The following is a 23,937-nucleotide window of genomic DNA, read 5'->3' as shown; positions in this document are numbered from 1 at the left end:
CGTGCGGCCGTCCGGACCCGCTCACACCGTCAACGGCGTCAGCACGGCGATGCTCCACTCCCGGTCAGCATCCTGCGCCAGCTGGTAAATGAACCGCTCTCGGACCTCGCCCTGCCAGCTCCATGCGACATCCGCCCAGAGCGTCGCCGGCGCCTCGCCGACGATCTCGATGTCGTTGCTCAGGGATTCGATGCCCTCGTACTGGCCCCAGGCGGACGCGAAGAACTCGCGGGTCTGGCCCCGAGAATTCACGGCGATGTGGTTGCCCGGAAAAAGGATCAGCGCCGGAACTGAGTACAGTTCGGCGAGGGCGTCGGCGTTGCGATCCAGAAGCGCGTCCGCATACTGGACGAAAAAATCATGGATGAATGAAGGAACCTGATCATGGTGACCCATATCACTTAGGGTACGCTCCCCCGTCGCGGAAAGCCGGATCTTCGGCATCGGCCCAGTTCTCAGTATATTTTCAGTGCCGGGACATATATAGAATCAGGTCTCCTATCCCCAATACCCGCCCTATAGGGGCAGGAGAACCGTCCAGATCCAGCGCGAAACCGACAGATATGGTGAGCTGAACAGGTCTGCCTCAGTCCGGGAGGGTTCCCGATTCTGAGAACTCACGTCTTCTATTTGAGAGGAACTCCTTATTTTATGGGTGCTATTTTCACGTTGATCGCTGTTGCCGTCCTCGTCATACTCGGCGTCGGCGGTCTCTTCTTCCTGCTGTCCGCACGGGCCTGGATCAAGGTCGCCCGGGCCGATGAGGCCCTCATCATCTCCGGCAAGAGCCAGAAGGATGAGGACGGCACCACGCACGCCACCACCGTCGTCGTCAACGGCAAGGCCCTGGTCAACCCCATCAACCAGCGCCATGAGGTCATCTCCCTGCGCTCCCGTCAGGTCAACATGAAGTCCGAGGCCCAGAGTGCGGACAACGTCACACTCGCAGTCGAGGCTGTTGCCCTGGTCAAGATCGGCTCCGACCCCGACTACGTCCGCCGGGCGGCCGAGCGTTTCGCCTCCCAGGACAAGGCCATCGAGAACTTCACCCAGGACCAGCTGGAAGGCTCCCTGCGCGGTGTCATCGCCCAACAGTCGGTGGTCAGCCTGATGCGCGAGCGCAAGGCCTTCTCCGAGGAGATCGCCAGCTCCATCACCCCCGAACTGGAACAGCAGGGCCTGATCCTCGATTCCTTCCAGATCCGCGGCATCACCGACGGCGTCGGCTACATCCAGTCCCTCGGTGCCCCGGAGATCGAGGCCAAGCGCCAGGCTGCCGAGATCTCCCAGACCAACGCCGAGCGTGCCATCGCCAAGGAGCGCATCACCAACGAGGAGGCCAACCTCGTCGAGCAGACCGCACTGGACACTAACACCGCCAACGCCACCAGCGAGGTGGGTCGGGCCCGCGCGGAAGCCGAACAGGCCGAGGCGCTCGCCGGCGAGAAGGCCCGCCAGCAGGTCCTCCTGCAGCAGGCGGAGAACCGGCAGGCCCAGCTGGACGCGGACGTCAAACGCGTGGCCGATGCCGAGCGTTACCGCCGCGAGCAGGAGACGGAGGCCATGGCTTTCGAGCAGACCCGCCAGGCGCAGGCCCGTGCCGAGATCGCCAAGGCTGACGCCCAGGCTGTTGAGGTCCGTGCCGAGGCGGAGGCCAACGCCATCCGTCTGGCCGGCCAGGCCAAGGCGGACGCCCTCAAGGCTGAGGCCGAGGCCCTGAAGGAGAACCAGGAGGCGCTGCTGGCGCAGCGTGCCCTGGAGGTCCTCCCCGACCTGATGAGCACCTTCGCGGAAGGCTACCGCAACGTCGGCTCCATGACCGTCATCGCCGGCGGCGAAGGCACCGAGGGCACCGTCGGCTCCCGCTTCGCCGGTGAGCAGGCCGCGGGCATGCAGGCGGTCTTCCAGACCGTCCATCAGACCACCGGCATCAACCTCGCCGAACTGATCCAGGGCCGCGCCGTAGGCGAGGCCGCGGGCACTGCCCAGGGTGCCGCGCTCAGCAAGGCCCTGGACCCCGAGGGCATCAACCACCGCCCCGCCCAGGAGATCAGCACCGAGAGCTGATCACAGCCTCTCCCCCGATCTCACCCACTCGTCAGCGCGAAGCTGGCGGGTGGGCTCCTTTTTCGGTGGCTGACCGTGCAGGAAAAGAGCGACGGAGGGTCGTTCCCGGAGACTTGCACCCCCGACAGAACGGGAGAATTGCCGATCCCTCCCTTTCCGCCGTTTTCCCACCTGGTGGACACTGGTCTCCCCGATCCCCGGGCGGAGACCACGACCTCGGCCTGGAAAATCTCACAGTATGAGATTTTCAGAGGTAGCGCACTCCCCTTTCCGTCTCCATGGCGGCGAGAATCCCTGACCTCCAGCCGGGTGCACGGCCCGGCGCGGGAGGGGCCAGCGCCCGGGCGTCAATACCACTGGACTGCAGCAGCCAGGAGATCAGGGAGTTGGAGTTCCACATGTCCCCGACCCCGAAGATGTCTTGTCCCCAGACGTGGGTGGGCACCTCCGCGGTGCGTGCCACCAAATCCGCGGCTTCTCGGACGGTGAGGGAGATCCGGCGCGGCGGCCCGACGGCGAACTCCCGGTCCGGGATGTCCCCCTCGGCCCAACACCGGACCTCATAACGGAACATCACCCAGCGGCCCAACGCCTGGGCACCGACGGGTCCGGTGGCCACTACCTGCCGGACGGGACCGCGCTGCCCCCAGGCGGGCCCCATCTCGATGACATGACGGTGTTGCCCGGTGAATACCTCGAGCACGGCGTGGAACAGCGGCTCAGGTGCCCGCCGTGCCCTGACCGCGTTCCATAGTTCCCACCAGCGGCTGGTGTGGACGACCACATGGCCGCCCGCGCCGACCGGCAGCCACCACAGCAGTGCGTGCGCGTCAGCCATCGTCCTGGGCCGTCAGCCTCCCGGGGTGATCTGCCCGGCCAACTCGGAGGCGGCCAGCTTGCCCTCCTTGGAAGCGGCCATGACTTCGCGGGCCCTGGGCACGCTATCCCAGGTGTTCCACAACAGGACGCCGCGTACGACATCGTTGTCGTCGAGGTAGTAGAGGACGGCAGCGGTGTGCTCGTCGTTCCAGTGCTCCTCGACGCGGTGGTTGGTGCGGGTCTCCCCCACGGCCTCGTAGCCGTCATCGAAGAGGTCGGACCAGAACAGCGGGGTGTAGCGGTATTCGGTGCGTTCTCCGGCCATGGTGCGCCCGGCCGCATCGCCGGAGCGCTCCGCCATGGCCATATGCTCGACGCGGCGACGGCCGAGGATGGGGTCATCGTAGGTGGCGATGTCGCCGGCGGCGTAGATGTCGGGGGCACTGGTGGCCAGGGTCTCGTCGACGAGCACGCCGCCCATCTCGAGGGTCAGGCCGGCTTCCTCGGCGAGCTGGGTGTTGGGGGCCGCGCCCAGGCCGAGGACGACGACATCCGCGACCACCTCGTCGCCGGACCTGGACTTCAGCACGAGCTTTTCCCCGGCGGACAGCGAGTCGAGGAAGAAGTCGCCGTTGAGGCTGACCCCTTTTGATTCGTAGAGCTTGGACAGATGCCCGGTGATCGAGTCGGGGAACATCTGCTCCAGGATGCGTTTGCCCGGGAAGTGGACGCTGACGTCGGCGCCCACGGCTGCCAGCCCGGCGGCCATCTCGGAGGCGATGTAGCCGCCGCCGACGATGGCGACGCGGGTGCCCTCGGAGACCATGGAGCGCAGGTGGCGGTAGTCATCGGCGTTGCGGTAGTAGACGATGCGCTCATCGTCCGGGGTGCCGATGTGCCGGGCGGAGGCGCCGGTGGCCAGTAGCAGCTTCCCGTAGCCGACCTGCTGCCCATCGGCGGTGGTCACGGTGTGCCCCTCCGGGTCGATGGCGGTCACCCGGGTGCCCAGCAGGAGTTCGGCGCCGGTGTTCTCCTTGGTGGCCAGGTCGATGCTGTCCAGCTCCGCATTGGGTTTGAGCCACAGGTCCTTGGACAGACCGGGCCGGTAGAGCGGGCCATCGCTGATATCGGAGATGATCAGCACGGAGGTGTCCGGGGCCACCTCCCGGATCGCCCGGGCCGCTTTGTCAGCGGCCACGCCCCCGCCGACGATCACGTGGTCATAGGCGGGTTCCAGAGTTGATTTCACTTCGTTGGGGTTTGACATGCTGCCTGCACCGTCCTCAGGGAATCGGATGGGTTTATGTGCTATATCCCACACTAGTCCTGTGTCCCACCCCACAGGAGCGCTTCGGAAGGCGTACCGTCGGGGCCATGACGACCCACACGCAGGCAGACATCACCCCCTACCGGCGTTTCCCGGGTACCGCCCGGGAGGCCATGGAGACCTACCAGCGGATCTTCGGTGGCGAGCTGCAGATCATGTCCTACTCTTCCGTCCACACCGACGAGGAACTCGGTGACCTGGGAGACAAGGTCATGCACTCCGAGCTGCTCATCAACGACCGTAATGTCCTCTTCGCTGCGGATGCCCCGGGCGGGCAGCTGCCGCAGAAGGGCGATGACACTCCCCTGTCGATCACCGGTGGCCCCGCTCAGGCGGAGCAGATCCGGGAGCACTGGGAGCAGCTCGCAGAGGGCGGCACCATCACCCTGCCGCTGGAGCAGGCCCCGTGGGGAGCGACCTTCGGCCAGATCACCGACCGTTTCGGCACGATCTGGATGTTCAACATCGCCGCGCAGTAGCGGTCAGGGCGTGTAGTGCGCCACCAGGCCCGGATGGTAGTCGGCCCAGTCGACACTGTCCGCGTCCTCCCCGGCCAACACCCGGCCCAGGCGGTCGAGGTAGTACTCCCAGCCGGCGCCGATGTCGCCGGGCGGGGTGGCGGCGTCGAGAAGCTGGGTGAGCACGAGGTGCGTGCCACCGGGGGTCGGCGCGAGGCTGAGGTCAACCTCCCAGCCCATGGGCAGACCCACGGCAAGGCGGTCGGGTCGCTCGCAGGTCAGGATGCGGACCTCGGCCGGTTCAGCGGGGTTCTCCACGAAGTTCAGGAGCACGGTACCGGTGGCCGGGTCCCCGGCCCAGGTGCCGTACCAGCGCCCCAGACGTGCTGATTCGGTGAGGAAGGAAAAGACCGTGGCCTGATCGTGCGGGAAAACGCGGACCACATCCACGCGGACGGTGTCGCCGATGCGGACGGCATGGCCGGAAGGTCGGACAGTCATCGACGTCCCCTCCGGTCGCGGTGGGTGAGCGTGAACTGGACGGTGTCGAGCATGCCCAGGCGGTACAGGGCCTCGCGGAGGGCGAACTGGTAGGCCCACAGGCGTCGGAACGCGATGTCGAAGCCGGCGGCGGCGGCCTCACGCATCTGTCCGTCGAACAGCGAGCGCTGCATCGCCAGGGAACGCTGCTGGTGGCTGCCCAGGTGCGTCTCCCCGGTGATGCGCAGGCCCGATTCGCGGTCGACCAGCTTATGGATGTCCGTGATCGTCGGGTAGTCCAGCCCCGGCCAGACATAGGCCCGCAGCGGGTCGAGGGCGGCCCTGGCGGTGGGGGTCATGGTCTCGGTGGCCACCGCCGACTGCATCGCGATGAAACCGCCGATGGTCAGCAACCGGTCCAGGGCCCGGATATAAGGCACCCGGTCATGTTCATCGAGGACCTCGAGGCGCTCCACCGACACGATCGCGTCGTAGCTGCCCCGCCAGTCCCGCGGACCGGGCACCGGACGCTCAATGATGGCGGTGTGCACCGAGGCGTCGACACCCGCGAGCATGAGCTGCTCCCCGACCGCCCGGGCATGCTCCGGGTCTGCGGTGAGCGTATCGACGGTCGCCCGCCGGTGCGCCGCAGCAATCGCCACCGCGCCGCCGGAACCCGGGTATTCCAGGAGATGGGTGCCGCCGGTGACCCGCGCGGCGTCGAGAAGCCGCATGACGGTGCGTTCCTGCGCATCACCGAGATCGCCCCGGTCCACATCCACGGGTGCGGAGAACGTCGTCTTGTCCACGAAGTAGGTGGCCCGGCCGCGGTCGCGGGAATGGCCCGGGACGTGGCTGGACACAGCGGTGCGCACCGTCGTGGGCACCCCGGAGGCGAAAACCCCGGCGAAAGCGCTCAGTCCGTCACCGGAGCTCAGACGGACCAGTTCGGTGGGCAGCTCCCCCCCGCCGTAGCGCCCGGCGGGCAGGACCTTGCCGGGTCTGCCCGGACGGGGCCGGTATCCGACGCGGATGAAGGCCTCCAGAATATCCGTGAGACGCTCCGAGTGCCATTCCCCGGCCATGTATCCCTCCGCGAGTCCCAGCCAGCCCGAGACCGCCACGCGGTGGAAGAGGGTGTCGTATTCGACGACGAGGTCAGCCTTCCCGGCCGGATCCGGGTCCAGCCCGGCCTGCGCGCAGGCCCGGGCGAAGGCGGCCTCCGCCATGCGGGCGCGCATGCTGATGAGCCGTCCGGTCGGGACGTCAGCCAGACCGGGCCACGCCGCGGCGTCGATGGCCGCCAGATGGGGATGCCTCACAACCGACGATCCTAACCCCCGCAGCGCCCCGAAACACGAATGCCCCACCATTCCGATGTCCGGAATCGGGGTTAGCCACGGATTTCTCGGCTCCCCGGTCCCGCCGGCACCCGGGAACGGGATACGATGGGTGCCGTTGCTTCCCGCTAGTAGATGAGGAACTGATCTTCAATGACGAACACCCCCTCCCGTCCTGAAGGCGGCCGCCACCATGTGGTCATCATCGGGTCCGGATTCGGCGGCCTCTTCGCCGCCCAGGACCTGAAGAACGCCGACGTCGATGTCACCATCATCGACCGGACGAACCATCACCTGTTCCAGCCGCTGCTCTACCAGGTGGCCACCGGCATCCTCTCCTCCGGCGAGATCGCCCCCTCGACCCGACAGGTGCTCAAGGGCCAGGAGAACGCCAACGTGGTCAAGGGTGAGGTCACCGACATCAACCTGGAGAAGCAGGTGGTCACCACCTCCCTGGGTACCTACACCCGCACCTTCGAATACGACTCCCTCATCGTCGCCGCAGGCGCCTCCCAGTCCTATTTCGGCAACGACCACTTCGCCCAGTACGCCCCGGGCATGAAGACGATCGATGATGCCCTGGAGATCCGGGCCCGCGTCATCGGCGCCTTCGAACGCGCCGAACTGGCCAAGGACCCGGCGCAGCGGGAGCGCCTCCTCACCTTCGTCATCGTCGGCGCCGGTCCCACCGGTGTGGAGCTGGCCGGCCAGCTGGCCGAGCTCTCCCACCGCACCCTGACCGGCGAGTACTCCAACTTCTCCCCGGCCGCCGCGAAGATCATCCTCCTGGACGGCGCCCCGCAGGTGCTGCCGCCCTTCGGCAAGCGCCTGGGTCGCAACGCCCAGCGCCAGCTGGAGAAACTGGGTGTGGACGTCCGACTCAACGCCATGGTCACCGACGTCGACGACAACTCCGTCACCTACAAGAGCACCGTCGACGGCACCGAGACGACCATCGACACCTTCACCAAGATCTGGTCCGCCGGTGTGGCAGCCTCCCCGCTGGGTCAGCTCGTGGCTGAACAGTCCGGTGCCGAGGTCGACCGCGCCGGGCGTGTCGTCGTCAACGACGACCTGACCGTGGGCAGGCACAAGAACGTCTTCGTCGTCGGCGACATGATGAACTACCAGAACCTGCCGGGCGTGGCCCAGGTCGCCATCCAGGGCGGCCAGTACGCATCCGAGCTGATCTCCGATGAGCTCTCCGGCCGCAGCACCGTCGAGCAGCGCGAGCCTTTCGAGTACTTCGACAAGGGTTCCATGGCCATCGTCTCCCGCTTCAGCGCCGTGGTGAAGATGGGCAAGGTCGAGGTGACCGGCGTCATCGGCTGGATGCTGTGGCTGGCCGTGCACGTGCTCTTCCTCGTCGGCTTCCGTAACCGCATGATCTCCATGCTCAACTGGGGTCTCAACAGCGTCGCGCCGAAGCGCTACAACCTGGCCACCACCCGCCAGCAGCTGCACTCGCGCACCGCCCTGATGAAGCTCCAGGAGTTCACCTCCGAGATCGAGGGAGACACCCCGATCGAGCTGCGGGACACCACCAAGTTCACCGGCAAAAAGCAGCTGCGCTGACGGTTCGCCCGCGCCCATTCCGGGGCCCGGCAGGAGAGTTTTCCTGCCGGGCCCTTTTTCGTCCTGCGGAAATTGATGCCTGCGCCGGGGCACGCGGAGGCCCCGCGGGGTCCTGATAGGCTCGTCCACGACATTGGGGTGCACGGCTTGCAGGGCCGTGCTGAGAACACACCCATGGAACCTGATCTAGCTAGAACTAGCGGAGGGATTGTCGTGACTCAACCACGCGTTCTGTCCATCGCCGGCACCGACCCGACGGGAGGTGCAGGCATCCAGGCGGACCTGAAGTCCATCGCCGCGGCCGGGGGATTCGGCATGGCGGCGGTCACAGCCCTGGTCGCCCAGAACACCCACGGGGTGCGTTCGGTGCACACCCCGCCCCATGACTTCCTCCGTGAGCAGCTGGCCGCCGTCTTCGACGATGTGATGGTGGATGCGGTGAAGATCGGCATGCTTGGCGACGCCGCCACCGTCGCCGTCGTCGCCGAGGCGCTGGCAACCCGCGAGGTGGGCCAGGTGGTGCTGGACCCGGTGATGGTCGCCAGTTCCGGGGACCGGCTGCTGGAACCTCATGCTGAGGCCGCTGTACGGGAGCTGGTGCGCCGGGTGGATGTGGTCACCCCGAACCTGCGGGAGCTGGCGGTGCTCTGCGATACAGAGATGGCCACCGACCTCGATGTGGCGATCATCCAGGCCACGGGTCTTGCGGCGGAGACGGAAACCGTGGTCATCGTCAAGGGCGGACACCTGACCGGTGTGGCGGCCGACAACGCCGTCGTGCACCCGGACGGCTCGGTCCACCACGTACCCACCCGCCGGGTGGACACGAAGAACACCCATGGCACCGGCTGCTCGCTCTCCGCGGCGCTGGCCACCCGCCTGGCCGCCGGGGAGCCGGTCGCCGACGCACTGGAGTGGTCGACCCGCTGGCTGCACGAGGCGATCCGCCACGCCGATGACCTGGAGGTCGGGGGCGGGCACGGACCGGTGGACCACTTCCACCGCACCCACCGGCTGACGGCCGCGGCCGATGCCATCCCGTGGCCGCACCTGAGCGGTTCCCTGCCCACGGCACCCGCACCGGTGCCACATCTGGCGCCGGCCGGCCCGCACACCCGTGCCCTGTGGGCGGCCACGGGGCAGGTCTGGGCGGAGATCATGGATCTGGCCTTCATCCGCGAATTGCGTGAGGGCACGCTACGCCAGGGGGATTTCTCCTTCTACCTTGATCAGGACGCCCAGTACCTCAACCGTTACTCCCGCGCCCTGGCACTGCTCTCGGCCGGTGCACCGGACCAGGAGGGCCAGATCGGCTGGGCGGAAAGCGCCCGGGAGGTCCTCGAGGGAGAGGCGCAGCTGCACCGTGACTGGCTGGGTACCAAAGACATCACGGTCACCGCCCCCTCCCCCGTCACCCTGGCCTACACCAGCTTCCTCGTCGCCTCCTGTGCCGTGGAGCCCTATGCGGTCGGTGCCGCCACGGTGCTGCCGTGTTTCTGGCTCTACGCCGAGATCGGTTTCGAGCTGATGCGCGACAACCACGACGGTCACCCCTATCAGGTGTGGCTGGACACCTACGGCGGGGAGGAGTTCACCGCCGGGGCGCGTGCGGCCATCGCGCGCACCGAACGGGCCCTGGCCGCCGCCTCCGAGGAGGAGCGGGAACAGGCGATGGCCGCCTACCTCAACGCATGCACCTACGAACGGGAGTTCTTCGCCCAGGCCGACCGCGCCTGGTAACAGCCCGGCGCGCCTACTGCTGGAGGGCGGTGTCGATGGCCTGGCGTGCGGTGTGGGCGGTGAACTGGAAGCCGGTCCGGGTGAGTACCTCCGGGATGATCTTCGCGTCCGCCAGGAGGAGGGAGTTGGCGGCTTCGCGGCCGATGGCCCGGCGCAGGGCCCACCTGGGGGCGGGTAGCAGGTAGGGGCGGTGCAGGCGTTTGGCGAGGTGGTGTCCGATTGCCTGTGCGCTTGCGGGGGTGGGGCCGGTGAGGTTGACGGGGCCGGTGATGTGGTTGTCGATGATGTGGCGGATGGCGCTGACCTCGTCTTCCAGGGAGAACCAGGGCCAGATCTGCCGGCCGTTGCCCAGTGGGCCGCTCACGCCGAAGCGGGTCAGCGGGATCAGGGGTTTGAGTACTGCCTCGGGGTGCAGGAGGGAGGCGGTGCGTAGCAGGGCGACCTTCACCTCCGGGCCGGCTGTGAGTGCCTCGGCTTCCCAGTCGGTGCAGAGCTGGGCGAGGAAGCCGTCGCCTGGGGGGCTGGTTTCGGTGAGGGTTTCGCCGGGTCGGTTGCCGTAGATGCCGGTGGCGGAGGCGGAGATGAGCATGGGGGCGTCTGGTCCGAGGTGGTGGAGGGCGTCGGCGAGGGTGCGGGTGGGGTCCAGGCGGGAGCTGCGCAGGATCTCCCGGTATTTGGCTGTCCAGGGGAGCTTGCCGATGCTGGCTCCGTTGAGGTTGACCACGGCTTCGGCTCCGGCGAGGACGTCCGGGTTGAGGGGGGTGTGGCCGGGGTCCCAGGAGATTTCGTTGCTGGTGCGGGGTGGTCGGCGGACGAGGGTGGTGACCTGGATGCCGTCTGCTTGCAGGGAGGTGCGCAGGGCGGTGCCGATGAGGCCGGAGGCTCCGGAGATGATGATTCTGGTGGGTGTCATGGTTCTACTCCCCTGCCGGTCGGGTGAAGATGGCGACGAGGAAGTCGGATCGTTCGGTGAAGGGTTTCAGGTCCCAGGACTCGAAGACGTTCTCGGGTTCGAGGCCGGCCTGGGTGGTGGTGGCCATGAAGTCGTCGAAGCCCCAGCCGCGGCCGGCGCCGAAGCCGACGATGAAGCGCCCGCCGGGATTGAGTGTCTGCGTGATGTTGCGTAGGGCGGGTAGGCGGCCGTCCTCGGCGAGGAAGCCCATGACGTTGCCGGCGGAGACGACCAGGTCGAAGTTGCCGGCGGGGATCTCGTCGGTGCTCAAGTCCCCGACCAGCCAGGTGGCGTCCGGGTAGAGGGTGCGGGCGTGTTCGATGAGGATCGGATCGAGGTCGGTGCCGGTGACCTCGTGGCCCCGGGCGGCGAGGTAGCCGCCGACACGGCCTTGACCGCAGCCGGCGTCGAGGATGCGGGCTTGGCGGGGTGCGAGGGCGTCGACAAGCCGGGCTTCGCCGTCGATGTCTTCGCCGCGTTCGATCATCAGCTGCCAGCGGCGGGCGTAGTTCTCCGAGTGGTCGGGGTTCTGCGTGGTCACGTCATTCCAGGTGGGCATGGCCCCCAGTATAGAAACGATGGGGGTTAAGCTGGTCGGGTGCCCAGTCCTTTCGAGAGAGCCCTGCCTCCCCGCGTCCGCCGCAACGGCACCTCCCGGTCTGTGGCGGAGTACCGGCGTCTGCGGGTGCCGCTGGAGCGGGCGATCGATCACTGCCGGGTGTTCATGGACGGTCGGCGGTTGCCGGGTGAGTACATCGTCAGCTCGGCCTTGCAGGAGGTCCGTGAGCATGGCAGCGGTTTCGTGTGGCTGGGTCTGCAGGAGCCGGATGACCACCAGATGGAGCGGGTCGCTGCGGAGTTCGGTATCCACCCCCTGATCGTGGAGGATGCGGTGACCGCGCATCAGCGGCCGAAGGTGGAGCGTTATGACGATCAGCTGTTCATGGTCGTGCGTTCGGTGAACTTCCATGCCGAGGCCTCCGAGGGGGATTCCCGGGAGATCATCACCACCGGTGAGGTGCAGATGCTCATCGGCCCGGATTTCATCATCACGGTGCGCCACGGCGCCGATCTTCCGGAACTGTCCGAGGCGGTGGAGCACAACCCGGAGCTGGTGGCCCTGGGTCCGGCGGCACTGGCCTGGCGGGTGGCCGACCACCTGGTGGATGACTACAGCCGCATCGCCGAGCAGCTGGAGCAGGAGGTCGACGACCTGGAGGAGGAGGTCTTCACCCCCGGTTCGCGCTTCAACATCGAGCAGATCTACATGTACAAACGCGAGATCCTGGAGATGCGGCACTCCACCGATCCCCTGGCCCCCGCCCTGCGTGCCCTGATCACGGAGAACCGGGACATCCTGGGCAAGCAGCTGCGCAGTTATTTCCGTGACGTCCTCGACCATGAGATGGCCGTCAAGGACCAGATCGCCGGTTACGACGAGCGTCTGACCGCGCTTATCGACGCCTCGGTGGCGAAGATCACCATGCAGCAGAACACCGACATGCGCACCATCTCCGCGGTGGTGGGCATGGCCGCCGCGCCGACGCTGATCGCCGGGATCTACGGCATGAACTTCACCAACATGCCCGAGCTGCACCACCCCTACGGCTACTACCTGGTCCTGGGCTTCATCATCGTCGTGGTGATCCTGATGTTCTGGTGGTTCCGCCGCAACAACTGGCTGTGAGCCTGGGGTGGCGCTGACCCGGCGCGCCGGTTGATCAGTGCCCCGAAGAGGGTGCCGGTGAGCCAGCCGGTGACGGGGAGGCCGATGGTGAGGACCAGTAACGGGGTGTTGAGCCAGTGGGTGGTGATGGCGGGGCCGCTGCCGGAGTCGATGGCCGTGGCAATGGCGGTGAGGAGTCCTGCGGCAAGGCCGAGGAGCATGCCTGCGGTGGCGATCATCGTGCCCTGTGCGGCGGTGAAGTGGCGCAGGATGCCGGGTTGGGCGCCGACGGACCAGAGGGTGTGCAGATCGCGTCGGGATTCAGCTGCGGAGAGGTAGATGATCAGTGCGGCCACGGCGAAGGCGGTGATAAGGGAGAGCAGGACCGGCGCCAGGGTGAAGACTATGACGTTGGGGTCCACGCCGGGGATGTGCACGGTGGCGAGGGTGTGGTCGAGTCCGCCGTTGGTCACCGCGAGCCGGGCTTTGAGCAGTTCTGACATGGGCTGTTCCGGTATGAGGGCGCTGGCCACGTAGGTGGTGGTGATCCCCAGGGCGGTGGCGGTCTCCGGGGTGATCAGCAGGCCGAATTCCGGGTCGCTGGGGACGGTGACCGTTTCGAGGGTCTGTCCGTCGGAGAAGGTCAGTTTCTGGTCCGGGGTGGGGACACCGAGTATTCCGGTGCCTTCCTGCAGGGCTGCTGCGGCGCGGGTGTGGTCCTCCTCGCTGAGGTCGGCAAGGGTGTGGAGCAGTTCGGGGCCGGCGATGATGATGTCGCTGAAGATGCCGGCCTGCTGCCAGGCGGAGGGCAGCGGGTGTGCTCCGGTGACGTGGATCTGGTCGGGGGCCGGGATGAAGAGATCGTGCCGGGTGATGTGCCCGTTACCGAGCTGCTCTCCTACCTGGGTGATGTTGTCGGTGTGGCGGCCGATGCTGGTCAACTGCTGGGTGGCGGAGACCATCACGAGATTGGCTGTGGAGCCGAGCGTGGAGGTCGTGGCGGGAAATGCCGCGGCCATCGCGGCGACGAAGACCACGCCGGCGACTGCGGCGACTCCCGGTGCGGACCGGGTTGCCTGGCGGATGATGTCACGGGCGGCCAGGCGCGCCGGCAGGGGCAGGTGGCCTCCGGCCCTCGACAGTGCCCACACCGTGGCCCCACCTGAGAGGAGGACACCGATGCCGGTGATGAGCATGAACAGCCCGGGGCCGGTGGCGGAGCCGATGATCCCGATGGCCATGACGGCCGGCCCGATCAGCAGGAGGGGCCGGAGCCGGGGACGGCGTTGTGTGGAACCGCCGGCCAGTGCCACGACCGGGTCCTCCCGTCCAGCGGCGAGGGCCGGTTGGATGGCGGCGACCACAGCACAGGCGAGCGCGAAGAGCCAGCCGGCCAGGGCGAGGTCCCAGGGCCAGAGGAACCGGGTGGCCTCCACCCCGAGTATCCGGAGCACGAGCCAGCCGAGCGGAAGGGATGCGGTAACCCCGAGGGCGCCGCCCAGGGCCGCGACGATCACGGCCTGCCACAGCAGGATGCGTCGCAGGGTGCGGGGGCTGCCCCCGGAGGCGGAGAGCAGGCCCATGGTGCGGCGCTGGCGGCGGCCGGCGACCGCGAAGATGGGTCCGATGATGGCGACCATGAGCAGCAGCGCCATCAGCCCCATGAGGATCACCGGGAGGACCATGTCGCTAGGTAGGCGGTTGAAGGTGGTGAGCATGCGCGGGTCCGTGCGCCCGACAGGGGAATCGGTGGTCCGGATACCGGTGCCGGGTTGGGCCTCCGGCAGGTGCGGGGCGGGGCTGAACCACTGCTGCACCCGCTGCATGTCACCTCCCGGAAAGTCGAGAGGGTTGACCTGCACCCTGGCGGCATCCGCGTCCGAGACGGAAGCGACGGTCAGTGACCTCTCCCCCATGCGGACGGCGTCCCCCTCCCGGACGTCGAGGATGAAGGCGGTCGGGAAGGTCAGGTGGATCTCACCCGGTGCCGGGAAGCTCTCCCGGTCAGGGTCCGGGGCGTCGAAGGCCGTCACGGGGGTTGCGGTCGTGTTGGTCCCAGAGCTCAGCGTGATGTCGCTGCCGGTCTGGTACAGGGGGTGGAAGGTGAGGTCCTCGCCCAGTTGCTGGGTGAGGCGTTCATGGCCGGGCAGGTCCTGGAAGTGCACGTGGTCGGGGTCCAGGCAGAGGCTGGAGGGTCCCGGGATCCCGGAGCAGGTGCCGTAGCTGAGGAAGGCGGAGGAGTACCGGTGCAGTGGATCCGTGGCCTGGGTTGTGGCGCTGCTGCCCGCGGCGGCGAGTGCCAGGATGGCGGTCAGGGGCAGGGCGAAGAGCGCCATGGCGAGGATCGCTGTGGTCCGGTGGGTGTTCAGGTCCCGCCACGCGAGACGGAAGGTCAGGCTCACAGGAAGATCTCCTCGTCCTCGATGAGGCGGCCGTCCCGCAGGTAGATGGTGCGGTCCGCCCAGGCGGCGAAGCGTGGTTCGTGGGTGACCAGCAGACCGGAACCACCGGCGTCGATCTGCTGGCGCAGCAGGTTCATCACCCCTTCACCGGTTGTGGTGTCCAGCGCGCCGGTGGGTTCATCGGCCAGCAGGAGTCGGCGCTCGCCGATCAGGGCCCGGCCGATGGCCACGCGCTGGGCCTGGCCGCCGGAGATCTCGGCGGGGAAACGGTCGGCCAGCTGGGCCAGGTCCAGTGTCTCCAGCACCTCGAGGGCTTTCGTGCGGGCCTGTCTGCGGGAGGTCCTGCCCAGTTCCAGGGGGAGGGCGATGTTCTCCGCGGCGGTCAGGGTCGGGACGAGGTTGAAGTCCTGGAAGACGAATCCGACGTGGCTGCGGCGGATCTCGGCTGCCGCGGCCGGGGACAGGTCCGAGACGTCGACGCCGTTGATCAGCACCCGCCCTGAGGTCGGCGAATCCAGGGTGCCGGCGATGTTGAGCAGGGTGGATTTCCCGGATCCGGAGGGTCCCATCACGGCGACGAGTTCACCCGGCTCCAGGACCAGGGAGATGCCGTCAAGTGCTGTGACTGTGGCGGGCCCGTCCTGGTGGGTGCGGGTGACCTCCTGGAGTTCAAGGGCAGTGGTGCTGGTCGGGGTGTGTGCCCGGGAAGAGTCGGTGGACAGCGGGTATCTCATGGTGTCTCCTGGTCAGGGGCGGGAAGTGTCTCAATGTGGTCGAGCCAGCGGCCCTGGGCCTCCAGCTCGAAGATGCGGTGTTCCAGCAGCAGCCGGTCGGCCGTGGCCGCGGCAGGAAGGGCGGCCTTCTGACGGGTGGCTTCCCGGAGTGCAGCCATCAGGGCCTGCCGCTGCCGCAGAATCAGTGCTGGGGTGTTGATGGCGGGGTTGGTGACGGCCATCGCGATCTTGATCACCAGTTCCTGGCGGGCGTCTTTCGGTGGCAGCACGGGGGTGGACCACCACTCGGCCAAGACCTCCCGGCCGGTGTCGGTGACGGCGTAGACCTCGGCGCTGCGTCCGGAACCGGAGGTGTCGGTGCCGTGATGGGTGATCAGGCCGTCGCGGTGGAGGCGCTGGACGGTCTGGTAGACCTGCCCGACGTTGATCGGCCAGGTCGCGGAGGTGCGCGCCTCGAAGACGGTTCGGAGCTGGCCTACCGCGCGAGGTTGTTCCTCCAGCAGGCTGAGGAGCGAGAATTTGATGGACAAGAGGACTCAATTCGTCGGAAACCGAAACTTACTGAGTAAGTTACTGAGTAACCTATCGTGCAGAGCGGGGCCAGGCAAGGGTTGTCAGGGCAGGAAGCCTCTGCATCCCCCGAAATTTGCGAAGCCGGCACCCGCGCGACCCGCAGGGCCGCTCCCCTGACCTCGGAGGGAAGGCCGGGGGCCCAGAGACGGTGGTCACATGAAATCCGTGATCATATCATGCACCACCCATATTCATAGGTTTTGCATTCTTAATTCGCTGTCTGGATCAAAAATTGTTATGGTGGCGCAGCATTCAAATCACCCGCAGGCAGTACCACGTGCAATTTCTGTGAATTCGGGACCGGAAAGCCCAGGCATTTCGTCCGGCAGCACGCGCCTGCGGGTCCGTCATTCTTCGGTCCCGAAGTCTGGAGGAAGATTTGGAAGGCTTTCAGTTCAGCGCCTTCGCCACCATCGTGATGCTGGTCGGCTTTTTCGGCTTCACCTACCTGCTCACCTTGAGCATCCGGGAGCGCAAGGAGAACGTCGACGGCTTCATGGTCTCGACCGGAGAAATCGGATACGGCTTCTCCGCCTCATCCATGACCGCGACCTGGGTGTGGGCCGCGTCCTTCTACGCCGCCGCCGAGGCCGGCTACATCTACGGCATCTCCGGCCCGATCCACTACGGACTGTGGGGTGCACTGATGATCCTGTGCATCTATCCGTTCGGAAAACGGTTCCGCCAGCTCGCACCCCATGCGCACACCCTCGCCGAGATGGTCCATGCCCGGCACGGCTCATCCAGCCAGATGTTGCTCGCGGTATCGAACATCGCCGGCAGCCTCATCAGCCTCACCGCGAACTTCACCGCCGCCGGCGCCCTGGTGTACATGCTGACCCCGTTCAGCTTCGGCACCGGTGTGGTCGCGGTTGCGGTCGGCGTGCTCGCCTACACCATCTGGTCCGGCTTCCGGGCCTCGGTACTCACCGACTATGTCCAGCTCGTGGCCATGATGGGTGCCGCGGTCATCATCATCCCGGTGATCTTCTTCGCCGCAGGTGGCCCCGACATGATCGAGACCGGCATGGACACGCTGCGCGCCCAGGATCCGCAGAAGGCCGACTTCTGGTCGAAGGACGCCTTCCTCTACCAGGGTGCGCCCTACATGGTGGCTGTACTGGCCTACGCCATCGGCAACCAGACCATCATGCAGCGGCTGTTCGCAGTGCGGGTCGACCGCATCAAGGCAACCTTTGTCACGGCAACCCTCGGCTACGCCGGTACCGTCATCGGTCTGGGCATGCTCGGCGTGCTGGCCGCGATGATCGGTATGCAGCCGGTGGACGGCAGCACCAACAACCTCATCCCGCAGATGGGCGTGGAGTTCCTGCCGGCCGCCCTGATCGTGGCGCTGTTCATCATGGTCATCGGCTCACTGTCCTCCACCGCGGATTCCGACCTCTCGGCACTGGCCTCGATCGCCATGACCGACATCTACGGCAAGAACATCGCCCGCGGCCGCGTCAAGGCCAAGACGATGCTGCTGGTCGGCCGGATGACCATGATCGGTGCCACCGCCTGTGGTGTGATCCTGGCCTTCGCCAACTTCAATATCCTCGACCTGCTGGTCTTCGTGGGTGGACTGTGGGGGGCGCTGGTCTTCCCGGTGATCGCCAGCTTCTACTGGAACCGGATCACCAGCAAGGCCTTCACCATCTCCGTGGTCGTCGCAGTGGTCTTCTTCCTGCTGACCCGCTTCGAGACAATCCCCCTGTTCGGGATCCACGCCGTCCTCTTCGAGCTGCTTGCCGCCCTGGGTGCCGCGACCGCGGTGGGCCTGCTGGCCTTCGGCACCTTTGGCCGTCGGACCGGTTTCACCGCCGCAGCGATCATGTTCGTGGCTATGGTGCCGATCTTCGTGGGACTCCTCCGCGACTACCCGGTCCTGCTCAGTGCCCTGCTCGCCTACGGCGTCAGCGCCCTGCTGTGCGTGCTCATCAGCCTGCGCGGCAACGAGCGTTTCGATTTCGAGCTCATCGACGAACGCGTGCTCTCCTTCCAGGGTGGCAAGACCCGCACCACCACCATCCACAGCCCCGAGACCTCGGCAATGGAGGCCACGGAGGCGGCCACCGGCGGGACGGCTGACAGCGACCCGGAGGGAGGTACCCGATGACGACCACGGTGCTGATGACCATCTACATCCTCATGTGGCCGGTGCTGGCCGCGCTCGTGCTGATCGCACTCACCGTCGGCGTGATCAAGGATTACGCAGACGCCCGGCGCGAGAACCGGTCGGTTGTCTGATTTGGCCATCCCGACCGCTCCTGCCGCTGTTCATGTGCTGAAAGTTCAGCCTATGAGCAGCGGCAGTGCTGTATCAGACATCAGCAGGTGAACTCGTACCGAGTTGAGGAAAAGCCACGCCTGGGGACGCACATCGCTATTCCGGCAGTTCCACATCCAGATCTGCTGGCCATGCGATGTCCACGCGGAGGATCTCCTCGATACCCGGCGAAGTGGCTACTGAGGGGCTACGCTGCCGAACTTTGCTCGCCAGGTCCGGAAGGAGGACCGCCGGTGGGGCCTCAAGTGCATAGCTGAGGGAGTAAAGCGTCTTCATGGTCGGATTTGTCGGATCACCAGGCTTTCCCGTGGCATGTCCGCGCTCGATGTTCTGGATCATGTTGCGACTGACCCCGGAACGTTCAGACAGCTCCTCCTGGGTGAGCTTAAGACGTCTACGTAGTTCCCGTGCCCTATGTGTCAGCGCCGCCCCATAGGTTGCCCATTCAAGATCGGGTGGCGGTGGTTGCATACAAAAGAATGTGCCCCGCCGATAGACTATTGACCGCACAATAAATTATGCCTCGCCCTATAGCTGAGCACCGGGAGACCTAATGGCCACCGACTCCTCCTCCACAGTGATCGGGAATCTGTCCGCCGGGAGGATGCACACCGAATCAGAGGATGCTCCTGCCACCATCGTTCAGGTGGAGCAAAGCGCAGGCGGAGCCACGATCACCTACGGGCGCCAGGACAACATCCTCAGCGAGGTGTTTCTGTTTCCGGAGGACCTTGAGGGACTCAGTGTCAGCGACCCTGCCCTGTCCACGCCCTTCACCGGTGACCCCCGCGAGTTCCGTGTCGCTGCAGAGGCGTTGGGGATCCGCACTGCCGGGCTCCATGATCCGATGAGTGAGGTGGTTCCGGCAATGGCGGCGGGTCCGTTGACGATGACGATGGGGACAGGGAGAAGGTGGCAAGGTGTAACCAGCAAAAACCGCCGCCAACTACTACGGCACTTTCCCCTCCCTCTGGAGACGGCACCAAGCCTGTTCATGCGTATCGATGATGGGATCTCTTCCACTACAAGCAGCTGGTTACCCAAGGCGCAAGGGTGGAACTCACGCTCGATGTGAAGATGACCCAGGACAGCACCGATGAAAACCCGGGGAGTTCCGCGGAGTTCGAGTGACTGTCTGGCACGCTGTGGCGGTGCGCAACATCTCACAGCTCCGGGAGGGCCCGGCGCGCATCGTCGCTGTTCGGGGCCCCAGACTTGACGCGTCAAGGTCAGATATTGCGCACGGTGTCCGGACCGTGACGTCCCCCACCGCCTCAACCGCTCCCCTACGGCCTGTCCATCACCATGGTCCGCAGCGTGGTGCGTGCTACCAGGCGTCCTTCGTTGCGCATGGTGATCTCCCAGAGCTGGGTGCGCCGGCCGGTCTGCACCGGGGTGGACACCGCCTCGATGACGCCCTGGCTGACCCCGGCGATGAAGTCGGTCGAGTTGTTGACCCCCACGACGGGGGCCCCGGCGGCGATGACCCCGGCGAGGCTGCCCACCGATTCCGCCAGGGCCGAGAACACCCCGCCGTTGACCAGACCGGCCGGTTGGAGCAGATGCTCGGCCACCGGCAGTTCGGCGACGATCTTCTCCCGGGTGATGGCTGTGTAGCGGATGCCCAGGTGGGGGTCGAGGCCCCGGTTGGCGGTGTTGAACCATGCGGGCAGCGCCACGGGGAGGGGGCCGTCGGCCTGGACGATGTCGATCAGTTCCTGCAGGGGGTTGTCGCTCATGCCGGACGATCCTACCGGCCCTCTCTGCAACTATCGGAAAGATAGGACCTTCCTGGCGGGGTGAGTGCCGGAGACAGGTCGCATGCGTAGAATCCTCGGGTATGACCACCCCAGATAATCTCGCCCAGATCGGTGTCGTCGGACTTGCCGTCATGGGATCCAACCTCGCCCGTAACTTCGCCTCCCGCGGCCACACCGTCGCCGTCTACAACCGTTCCCCGGAGAAGACCCGGGACCTGATCGCGGAGCACGGTTCCGAGGGTTCCTTCATCCCGTCGGAGACCATCGCGGATTTCGTGGCCTCCCTGGAGCGTCCCCGTAAGGCGATCATCATGGTCCAGGCGGGCCCGGCCACCGACGCGGTGATCAACCAGCTGGCGGATGCCATGGAGGACGGTGACATCATCATCGACGGCGGTAACGCGCTCTACACCGACACGGTGCGCCGTGAGCAGGAGATGTCCGCGCGTAACCGCCACTTCGTCGGTGCCGGTATCTCCGGTGGTGAGGAGGGTGCGCTCAACGGCCCGTCGATCATGCCGGGTGGTCCGAAGGAGTCCTGGGCGACCCTGGGCCCGCTGCTGGAGTCCATCGCCGCCGATGTGGACGGCACCCCGTGCGTGACCCATATCGGCCCGGACGGGGCGGGCCACTTCGTCAAGATGGTCCACAACGGAATCGAGTACGCCGACATGCAGGTCATCGGCGAGGCCTACCAGCTACTGCGCTTCGGCGCGGGCATGACCCCGGCGGAGATCGCCGAGGTCTTCGCCGAGTGGAACAAGGGTGATCTGGACTCCTACCTCATCGAGATCACCGCCGAGGTGCTGCGCCAGGTGGACGCCGAGACGGGCAAGCCGCTTGTCGACGTCATCCTCGACGCCGCCGGCCAGAAGGGCACCGGTCGCTGGACCGTCAAGGAGGCCCTCGACCTGGGCGTGCCGGTCACCGCCATCGGCGAGGCCGTCTTCGCCCGGGCACTGTCCTCCTCCCTGGACCAGCGCAAGGCCGCCCAGGGCAACCTGCCCACCGGTAAGCTGGCCGATTTCGCCGGGCTCGGCCTGGACAAGGAGAGCTTCGTTGAGGATGTCCGCCGCGCGCTGTACGCCTCCAAGCTGGTGGCCTACTCCCAGGGCTTCGACGAGATCAAGGCCGGCTCCGACGAGCACGACTGGAACGTCGACCCCCGCGACCTGGCCACCATCTGGCGGGGCGGCTGCATCATCCGCGCGAAGTTCCTCAACCGTATCGTCGAGGCCTACGACACCAACCCGGCACTGCCGGCCCTGCTGCTGGACCCGTATTTCAAGGGCGAGCTCGAGGGACTGATCGACTCCTGGCGCAAGGTCGTCATCGTCGCCACCCAGCTGGGTCTGCCGGTGCCGGTCTTCGCCTCCTCGCTGTCCTACTACGACTCCCTGCGTGCCGAGCGCCTGCCGGCCGCCATCATCCAGGGCCAGCGTGACTTCTTCGGTGCGCACACCTACAAACGCATCGACAAGGAGGGCACCTTCCACACCCTGTGGTCCGGTGACCGCTCCGAGGTTGAATCCTAGAGCCCGCCCAAGGACTGACACGCGGCAGGAGGCATTCGTCTCCTGCCGCGTTTTCCCTTTGCCGGATCTGGCGGTGTGGTGATTTCGGCGGGGTCGGTGCCATAATGGGGATGTCGTTACGGCACTATTCGCACAGGAGGAGGGATGACCGATGAGCACACCCATGAAACCGGGGAAGACCTCGGAGCGACGAGTGATCGCCCACTCAATCGACGGTCGGGTGATCTACGCGGCCCGGGTACACGACCCGATGGAGAACGTCAGGAAGGCATGGTCCCAGACGGGGAGGTCCCTCCGCGAGGCGATCGACACCTACAACACGACGAAGCACTAGAGGCCGAACTCGTCGATCAGGTCTCCGAGCGTGTCGCCCATGAACTGATGCAGGTGACACGCATCGCCCCACTTCCCGAGCCCCGTGAACTCGCACAGTACGACCAGATCACGCCCGGTCTCGCCGATAGAATCGTCCGGATGGCCGAGGGATCGGCTGAGGCAGCCAACGCTGCCACCAGATCGAACGCCGAGGTTAACTTCGCTATTGCCGCTTCCATCAGAGAGGACGGCAGGGCAGTTCGGCGGGGACAGTGGATGGTCACGGCCCTCGCGGTCCTGTTCCTGGCTGCGGCATTCAGTCTCGCGGTGATCGGAAACACGCCTTTCGCCATTGCGATGGGCGTTCTTGGGTGTCTGAGTGTCTTCGGTGCTCTCGTTCGGCCCGTGAACAGCGCCCGTTGGCGTCCGGGAAGCAGGGACGAGACGCCTGGCGAGGTCGAGTAGCCGTCCGCTGGCTGGCCTGGGGCGGGTTTTTGACCATCTGCAGCGTAGACTCTCCCTAATGACCACTTTCAAGGATCTCGGCCTTCCCCTGCCCATCGTGCGTGAACTCCAGCGGCAGGGCATCACCGAACCTTTCCCCATCCAGGAGGCGGCCATCCCGGACGCCCTCGCGGGACGCGATGTGCTGGGCCGCGGCCCGACCGGTTCCGGCAAGACCTTCACCTTCGGTCTGCCGATGCTGGCCCGTCTGGCAGAGTCCGGTGTCACCCGCCCCGGGCATCCGCGGGCGCTGGTGCTCACCCCGACCCGTGAGCTGGCCTCCCAGGTGTGTGAACGCCTGGCTGATCCGGCGGCCGCCATGGGGTTGCGGGTGCTCGACGTCGTCGGCGGCGTGAACATCAACCGCCACATCCGTTCCCTGGCCTCCCCGGTGGACTTGCTGGTGGCCACCCCGGGCCGGGCCCAGGATCTGCTGGACCAGGGCAAGCTCTTCTTCGACGAGGTCGTCGTCACCGCCCTGGACGAGGCCGACCAGATGGCCGACATGGGCTTCCTCCCGCAGGTCCGCCGCCTGATGGACCGCACCCCGAAGACGGGGCAGCGTCTGCTGTTCTCCGCCACCCTGGACGGGGATGTCCAGAAACTCATCACCCGGTACCTCACGGACCCGGTGACCCACTCCACGGCACCGGTGCAGGCCTCGGTGGACACGATGGACCACCACCGTCTGCTCGTCAGTGACCGGGATGACCGCAACGACGTTGTCCTGCGCATCGGGGCCCGTGAGGGCAAGACGATCATGTTCATGCGCACCAAGCACGGCGTGGACCGCCAGGTGAAGAAGCTGCGCCGCGTCGGCATCGAGGCCGCCGGCCTGCACGGTGACAAGGGCCAGACCACGCGCACCAACGCGCTGGCCGGTTTCGCCGACGGTTCCGTGCCGGTGCTGGTGGCCACCGACATCGCGGCCCGCGGCATCGACATCAACGACGTCTCCCTGGTCGTCCACGTCGATCCCCCCGCTGAGCACAAGGCCTACCTGCACCGCGCGGGACGTACCGCGCGCGCCGGGACCTCCGGCACGGTGGTCACCCTCGTCATGGACCAGCAGCGCAAGGAGGTCCAGGACCTCATGCGCAAGGCCGGTGTGGACGCCCCGGAGACGCGGGTGACCGCCGATTCCGACGTCCTGGCCAGGATCACCGGTGCCCGGGTACCTTCCGGCACCCCGCTTCCGCTGCCGGGCCAGCAGCAGAACCAGAAGCAGGGCCAGGGCCAGCAGTCACGCAACCCACGCCGGGGCGGTTCCGCCTCCCGGCAGGGTGGCCGTCCGGGGCGTTCCGGGGGACGACAGGGCCGGGCCGGGGGCTCCGGGGGCTCCGGTCAGCGCCGGGGCCGCCGCACCTCCTGAGCTGACGCGGCGTCGTCACGCAGGGCCT

The 23,937-nt window shown here is 66.8% G+C and carries 23 protein-coding genes, 1 pseudogene and 1 riboswitch; of the genes and pseudogenes, 12 read left to right on the top strand and 12 right to left on the bottom strand.

All coding sequences use genetic code 11. The annotated features are described in order from the left end of the window. Positions 1–21: 21 nt before the first annotated feature. On the bottom strand, positions 22–396 hold the full coding sequence (locus NYP18_RS07290; RefSeq protein WP_259427515.1) for a Cif family virulence factor: 375 nt from the start codon (positions 394–396) through the stop codon (positions 22–24). 255 nt (positions 397–651) lie between these two features. Between NYP18_RS07290 and NYP18_RS07285 the strand changes: the two genes are divergently transcribed. Then, positions 652–2,067, top strand: a complete 1,416-nt coding sequence (locus NYP18_RS07285; protein ID WP_259427513.1) for an SPFH domain-containing protein — start codon at positions 652–654, stop codon at positions 2,065–2,067. Positions 2,068–2,314: 247 nt separating this feature from the next. On the opposite strand, the gene NYP18_RS07280 is transcribed toward NYP18_RS07285, so the two are convergent. Together NYP18_RS07280 and NYP18_RS07275 are read right to left on the bottom strand one after the other, a co-directional pair. Further along, a complete protein-coding gene (locus NYP18_RS07280; RefSeq protein ID WP_259427512.1) occupies positions 2,315–2,905 on the bottom strand; it encodes a hypothetical protein in 591 nt (196 codons plus the stop codon). A gap of 12 nt (positions 2,906–2,917) precedes the next feature. Beyond that, positions 2,918–4,153 carry an NAD(P)/FAD-dependent oxidoreductase gene (locus tag NYP18_RS07275; protein WP_259427511.1) on the bottom strand — a complete coding sequence of 412 codons (1,236 nt, stop codon included), beginning with the start codon at positions 4,151–4,153 and terminating at the stop codon, positions 2,918–2,920. 107 nt (positions 4,154–4,260) lie between these two features. On the opposite strand from NYP18_RS07275, the gene NYP18_RS07270 reads away from it, so the two are divergent. Beyond that, positions 4,261–4,692, top strand: coding sequence for a VOC family protein (locus NYP18_RS07270; protein ID WP_259427510.1), 432 nt, complete (start codon positions 4,261–4,263; stop codon positions 4,690–4,692). 3 nt (positions 4,693–4,695) lie between these two features. Here the strand turns inward: NYP18_RS07270 and NYP18_RS07265 are convergent, their stop codons facing one another. Both NYP18_RS07265 and NYP18_RS07260 read right to left on the bottom strand, forming a co-directional pair. Next, positions 4,696–5,172: an SRPBCC domain-containing protein gene (locus tag NYP18_RS07265; RefSeq protein WP_259427509.1), complete on the bottom strand. Its 477-nt coding sequence runs from the start codon at positions 5,170–5,172 to the stop codon at positions 4,696–4,698. Next, positions 5,169–6,473, bottom strand: a complete 1,305-nt coding sequence (locus NYP18_RS07260) for an SAM-dependent methyltransferase (protein ID WP_259427508.1) — start codon at positions 6,471–6,473, stop codon at positions 5,169–5,171. The genes NYP18_RS07265 and NYP18_RS07260 overlap by 4 nt, the downstream gene beginning before the upstream one ends. Before the next feature lie 171 nt (positions 6,474–6,644). Here NYP18_RS07260 and NYP18_RS07255 point away from each other — a divergent pair, with 171 nt between their 5' ends. After that, entirely contained in the window at positions 6,645–8,066 is a 1,422-nt protein-coding gene (locus tag NYP18_RS07255; RefSeq protein ID WP_259427507.1) for an NAD(P)/FAD-dependent oxidoreductase, read from the top strand. 124 nt (positions 8,067–8,190) lie between these two features. After that, positions 8,191–8,291, top strand: a riboswitch (TPP riboswitch). Next, positions 8,280–9,806 (top strand): annotated as a pseudogene (locus tag NYP18_RS07250) (bifunctional hydroxymethylpyrimidine kinase/phosphomethylpyrimidine kinase); the annotation flags it as partial. Its footprint overlaps the riboswitch before it by 12 nt. Positions 9,807–9,819: 13 nt before the next feature. Here the strand turns inward: NYP18_RS07250 and NYP18_RS07245 are convergent. Both NYP18_RS07245 and NYP18_RS07240 read right to left on the bottom strand, forming a co-directional pair. After that, positions 9,820–10,719, bottom strand: a complete 900-nt coding sequence (locus NYP18_RS07245; RefSeq protein WP_259427506.1) for a TIGR01777 family oxidoreductase — start codon at positions 10,717–10,719, stop codon at positions 9,820–9,822. Between the two features lie 4 nt (positions 10,720–10,723). Next, a complete protein-coding gene (locus NYP18_RS07240) occupies positions 10,724–11,317 on the bottom strand; it encodes a class I SAM-dependent methyltransferase (RefSeq protein WP_259427505.1) in 594 nt (197 codons plus the stop codon). 39 nt (positions 11,318–11,356) lie between these two features. Between NYP18_RS07240 and corA the strand changes: the two genes are divergently transcribed. Next, a complete protein-coding gene (corA, locus tag NYP18_RS07235; protein ID WP_439648065.1) occupies positions 11,357–12,445 on the top strand; it encodes a magnesium/cobalt transporter CorA in 1,089 nt (362 codons plus the stop codon). On the opposite strand, the gene NYP18_RS07230 is transcribed toward corA, so the two are convergent. Genes NYP18_RS07230 through NYP18_RS07220 form a run of 3 tightly spaced genes read right to left on the bottom strand, consistent with a single transcriptional unit; the run spans position 12,370 to position 16,090 of the window. Continuing rightward, positions 12,370–14,826: an FtsX-like permease family protein gene (locus NYP18_RS07230; RefSeq protein WP_259427504.1), complete on the bottom strand. Its 2,457-nt coding sequence runs from the start codon at positions 14,824–14,826 to the stop codon at positions 12,370–12,372. The genes corA and NYP18_RS07230 overlap by 76 nt on opposite strands. Further along, positions 14,823–15,560 carry an ABC transporter ATP-binding protein gene (locus NYP18_RS07225; RefSeq protein WP_259427503.1) on the bottom strand — a complete coding sequence of 246 codons (738 nt, stop codon included), beginning with the start codon at positions 15,558–15,560 and terminating at the stop codon, positions 14,823–14,825. Before NYP18_RS07225 ends, NYP18_RS07230 begins: the two co-directional genes overlap by 4 nt. Further along, a complete protein-coding gene (locus tag NYP18_RS07220) occupies positions 15,557–16,090 on the bottom strand; it encodes a PadR family transcriptional regulator (RefSeq protein ID WP_259427502.1) in 534 nt (177 codons plus the stop codon). The genes NYP18_RS07225 and NYP18_RS07220 overlap by 4 nt, the downstream gene beginning before the upstream one ends. Before the next feature lie 422 nt (positions 16,091–16,512). On the opposite strand from NYP18_RS07220, the gene NYP18_RS07215 reads away from it, so the two are divergent. Next, positions 16,513–18,252, top strand: coding sequence for a sodium:solute symporter family transporter (locus NYP18_RS07215; RefSeq protein ID WP_259427501.1), 1,740 nt, complete (start codon positions 16,513–16,515; stop codon positions 18,250–18,252). Continuing rightward, positions 18,249–18,383 carry a putative transporter small subunit gene (locus NYP18_RS07210; protein WP_241228335.1) on the top strand — a complete coding sequence of 45 codons (135 nt, stop codon included), beginning with the start codon at positions 18,249–18,251 and terminating at the stop codon, positions 18,381–18,383. The genes NYP18_RS07215 and NYP18_RS07210 overlap by 4 nt, the downstream gene beginning before the upstream one ends. Positions 18,384–18,519: 136 nt before the next feature. Here the strand turns inward: NYP18_RS07210 and NYP18_RS07205 are convergent, their stop codons facing one another. After that, positions 18,520–18,894: a helix-turn-helix domain-containing protein gene (locus NYP18_RS07205; protein WP_259427500.1), complete on the bottom strand. Its 375-nt coding sequence runs from the start codon at positions 18,892–18,894 to the stop codon at positions 18,520–18,522. A gap of 82 nt (positions 18,895–18,976) precedes the next feature. On the opposite strand from NYP18_RS07205, the gene NYP18_RS07200 reads away from it, so the two are divergent. Next, complete coding sequence (locus tag NYP18_RS07200; RefSeq protein ID WP_259427499.1) at positions 18,977–19,498, top strand: hypothetical protein; 522 nt, start codon at positions 18,977–18,979, stop codon at positions 19,496–19,498. 211 nt (positions 19,499–19,709) lie between these two features. Here NYP18_RS07200 and NYP18_RS07195 read toward each other — a convergent pair whose 3' ends face one another. Further along, positions 19,710–20,162, bottom strand: coding sequence for a PaaI family thioesterase (locus NYP18_RS07195; protein WP_259427498.1), 453 nt, complete (start codon positions 20,160–20,162; stop codon positions 19,710–19,712). 101 nt (positions 20,163–20,263) lie between these two features. On the opposite strand from NYP18_RS07195, the gene gnd reads away from it, so the two are divergent. The 4 genes from gnd (at position 20,264) to NYP18_RS07175 (ending at position 23,909) form a co-directional block, all read left to right on the top strand. Next, positions 20,264–21,718 (top strand): NADP-dependent phosphogluconate dehydrogenase, encoded by a 1,455-nt coding sequence (gene gnd, locus NYP18_RS07190; RefSeq protein ID WP_259427497.1) that lies wholly within the window; start codon positions 20,264–20,266, stop codon positions 21,716–21,718. 151 nt (positions 21,719–21,869) lie between these two features. Next, entirely contained in the window at positions 21,870–22,052 is a 183-nt protein-coding gene (locus tag NYP18_RS07185) for a hypothetical protein (protein ID WP_259427496.1), read from the top strand. Between the two features lie 53 nt (positions 22,053–22,105). Then, complete coding sequence (locus NYP18_RS07180) at positions 22,106–22,498, top strand: DUF2335 domain-containing protein (RefSeq protein WP_259427495.1); 393 nt, start codon at positions 22,106–22,108, stop codon at positions 22,496–22,498. 58 nt (positions 22,499–22,556) lie between these two features. Next, the gene (locus tag NYP18_RS07175; protein ID WP_259427494.1) at positions 22,557–23,909 is read left to right on the top strand and encodes a DEAD/DEAH box helicase; all 1,353 of its coding nucleotides are present in this window, start codon (positions 22,557–22,559) and stop codon (positions 23,907–23,909) included. Positions 23,910–23,937 lie beyond the last annotated feature (28 nt).

This window comes from Corynebacterium lemuris (genome assembly GCF_024919295.1).
Classification (GTDB): Bacteria; Actinomycetota; Actinomycetes; order Mycobacteriales; family Mycobacteriaceae; genus Corynebacterium; species Corynebacterium lemuris.
Note: the sequence above shows the minus strand (reverse complement) of the source record. Positions and strands in the feature narration are given on the sequence as shown.

Bases quoted from the DNA above. Each gene is read 5' to 3' on its own strand.
- NYP18_RS07290 (WP_259427515.1), bottom strand. From the start codon at position 396: ATGGGTCACCATGATCAGGTTCCTTCATTCATCCATGATTTTTTCGTC.
- NYP18_RS07285 (WP_259427513.1), top strand. From the start codon at position 652: ATGGGTGCTATTTTCACGTTGATCGCTGTTGCCGTCCTCGTCATACTC.
- NYP18_RS07280 (WP_259427512.1), bottom strand. From the start codon at position 2,905: ATGGCTGACGCGCACGCACTGCTGTGGTGGCTGCCGGTCGGCGCGGGC.
- NYP18_RS07275 (WP_259427511.1), bottom strand. From the start codon at position 4,153: ATGTCAAACCCCAACGAAGTGAAATCAACTCTGGAACCCGCCTATGAC.
- NYP18_RS07270 (WP_259427510.1), top strand. From the start codon at position 4,261: ATGACGACCCACACGCAGGCAGACATCACCCCCTACCGGCGTTTCCCG.
- NYP18_RS07265 (WP_259427509.1), bottom strand. From the start codon at position 5,172: ATGACTGTCCGACCTTCCGGCCATGCCGTCCGCATCGGCGACACCGTC.
- NYP18_RS07255 (WP_259427507.1), top strand. From the start codon at position 6,645: ATGACGAACACCCCCTCCCGTCCTGAAGGCGGCCGCCACCATGTGGTC.
- NYP18_RS07245 (WP_259427506.1), bottom strand. From the start codon at position 10,719: ATGACACCCACCAGAATCATCATCTCCGGAGCCTCCGGCCTCATCGGC.
- NYP18_RS07240 (WP_259427505.1), bottom strand. From the start codon at position 11,317: ATGCCCACCTGGAATGACGTGACCACGCAGAACCCCGACCACTCGGAG.
- NYP18_RS07225 (WP_259427503.1), bottom strand. From the start codon at position 15,560: ATGAGATACCCGCTGTCCACCGACTCTTCCCGGGCACACACCCCGACC.
- NYP18_RS07210 (WP_241228335.1), top strand. From the start codon at position 18,249: ATGACGACCACGGTGCTGATGACCATCTACATCCTCATGTGGCCGGTG.
- NYP18_RS07205 (WP_259427500.1), bottom strand. From the start codon at position 18,894: ATGCAACCACCGCCACCCGATCTTGAATGGGCAACCTATGGGGCGGCG.
- NYP18_RS07200 (WP_259427499.1), top strand. From the start codon at position 18,977: ATGGCCACCGACTCCTCCTCCACAGTGATCGGGAATCTGTCCGCCGGG.
- NYP18_RS07195 (WP_259427498.1), bottom strand. From the start codon at position 20,162: ATGAGCGACAACCCCCTGCAGGAACTGATCGACATCGTCCAGGCCGAC.
- gnd (WP_259427497.1), top strand. From the start codon at position 20,264: ATGACCACCCCAGATAATCTCGCCCAGATCGGTGTCGTCGGACTTGCC.
- NYP18_RS07185 (WP_259427496.1), top strand. From the start codon at position 21,870: ATGAGCACACCCATGAAACCGGGGAAGACCTCGGAGCGACGAGTGATC.
- NYP18_RS07175 (WP_259427494.1), top strand. From the start codon at position 22,557: ATGACCACTTTCAAGGATCTCGGCCTTCCCCTGCCCATCGTGCGTGAA.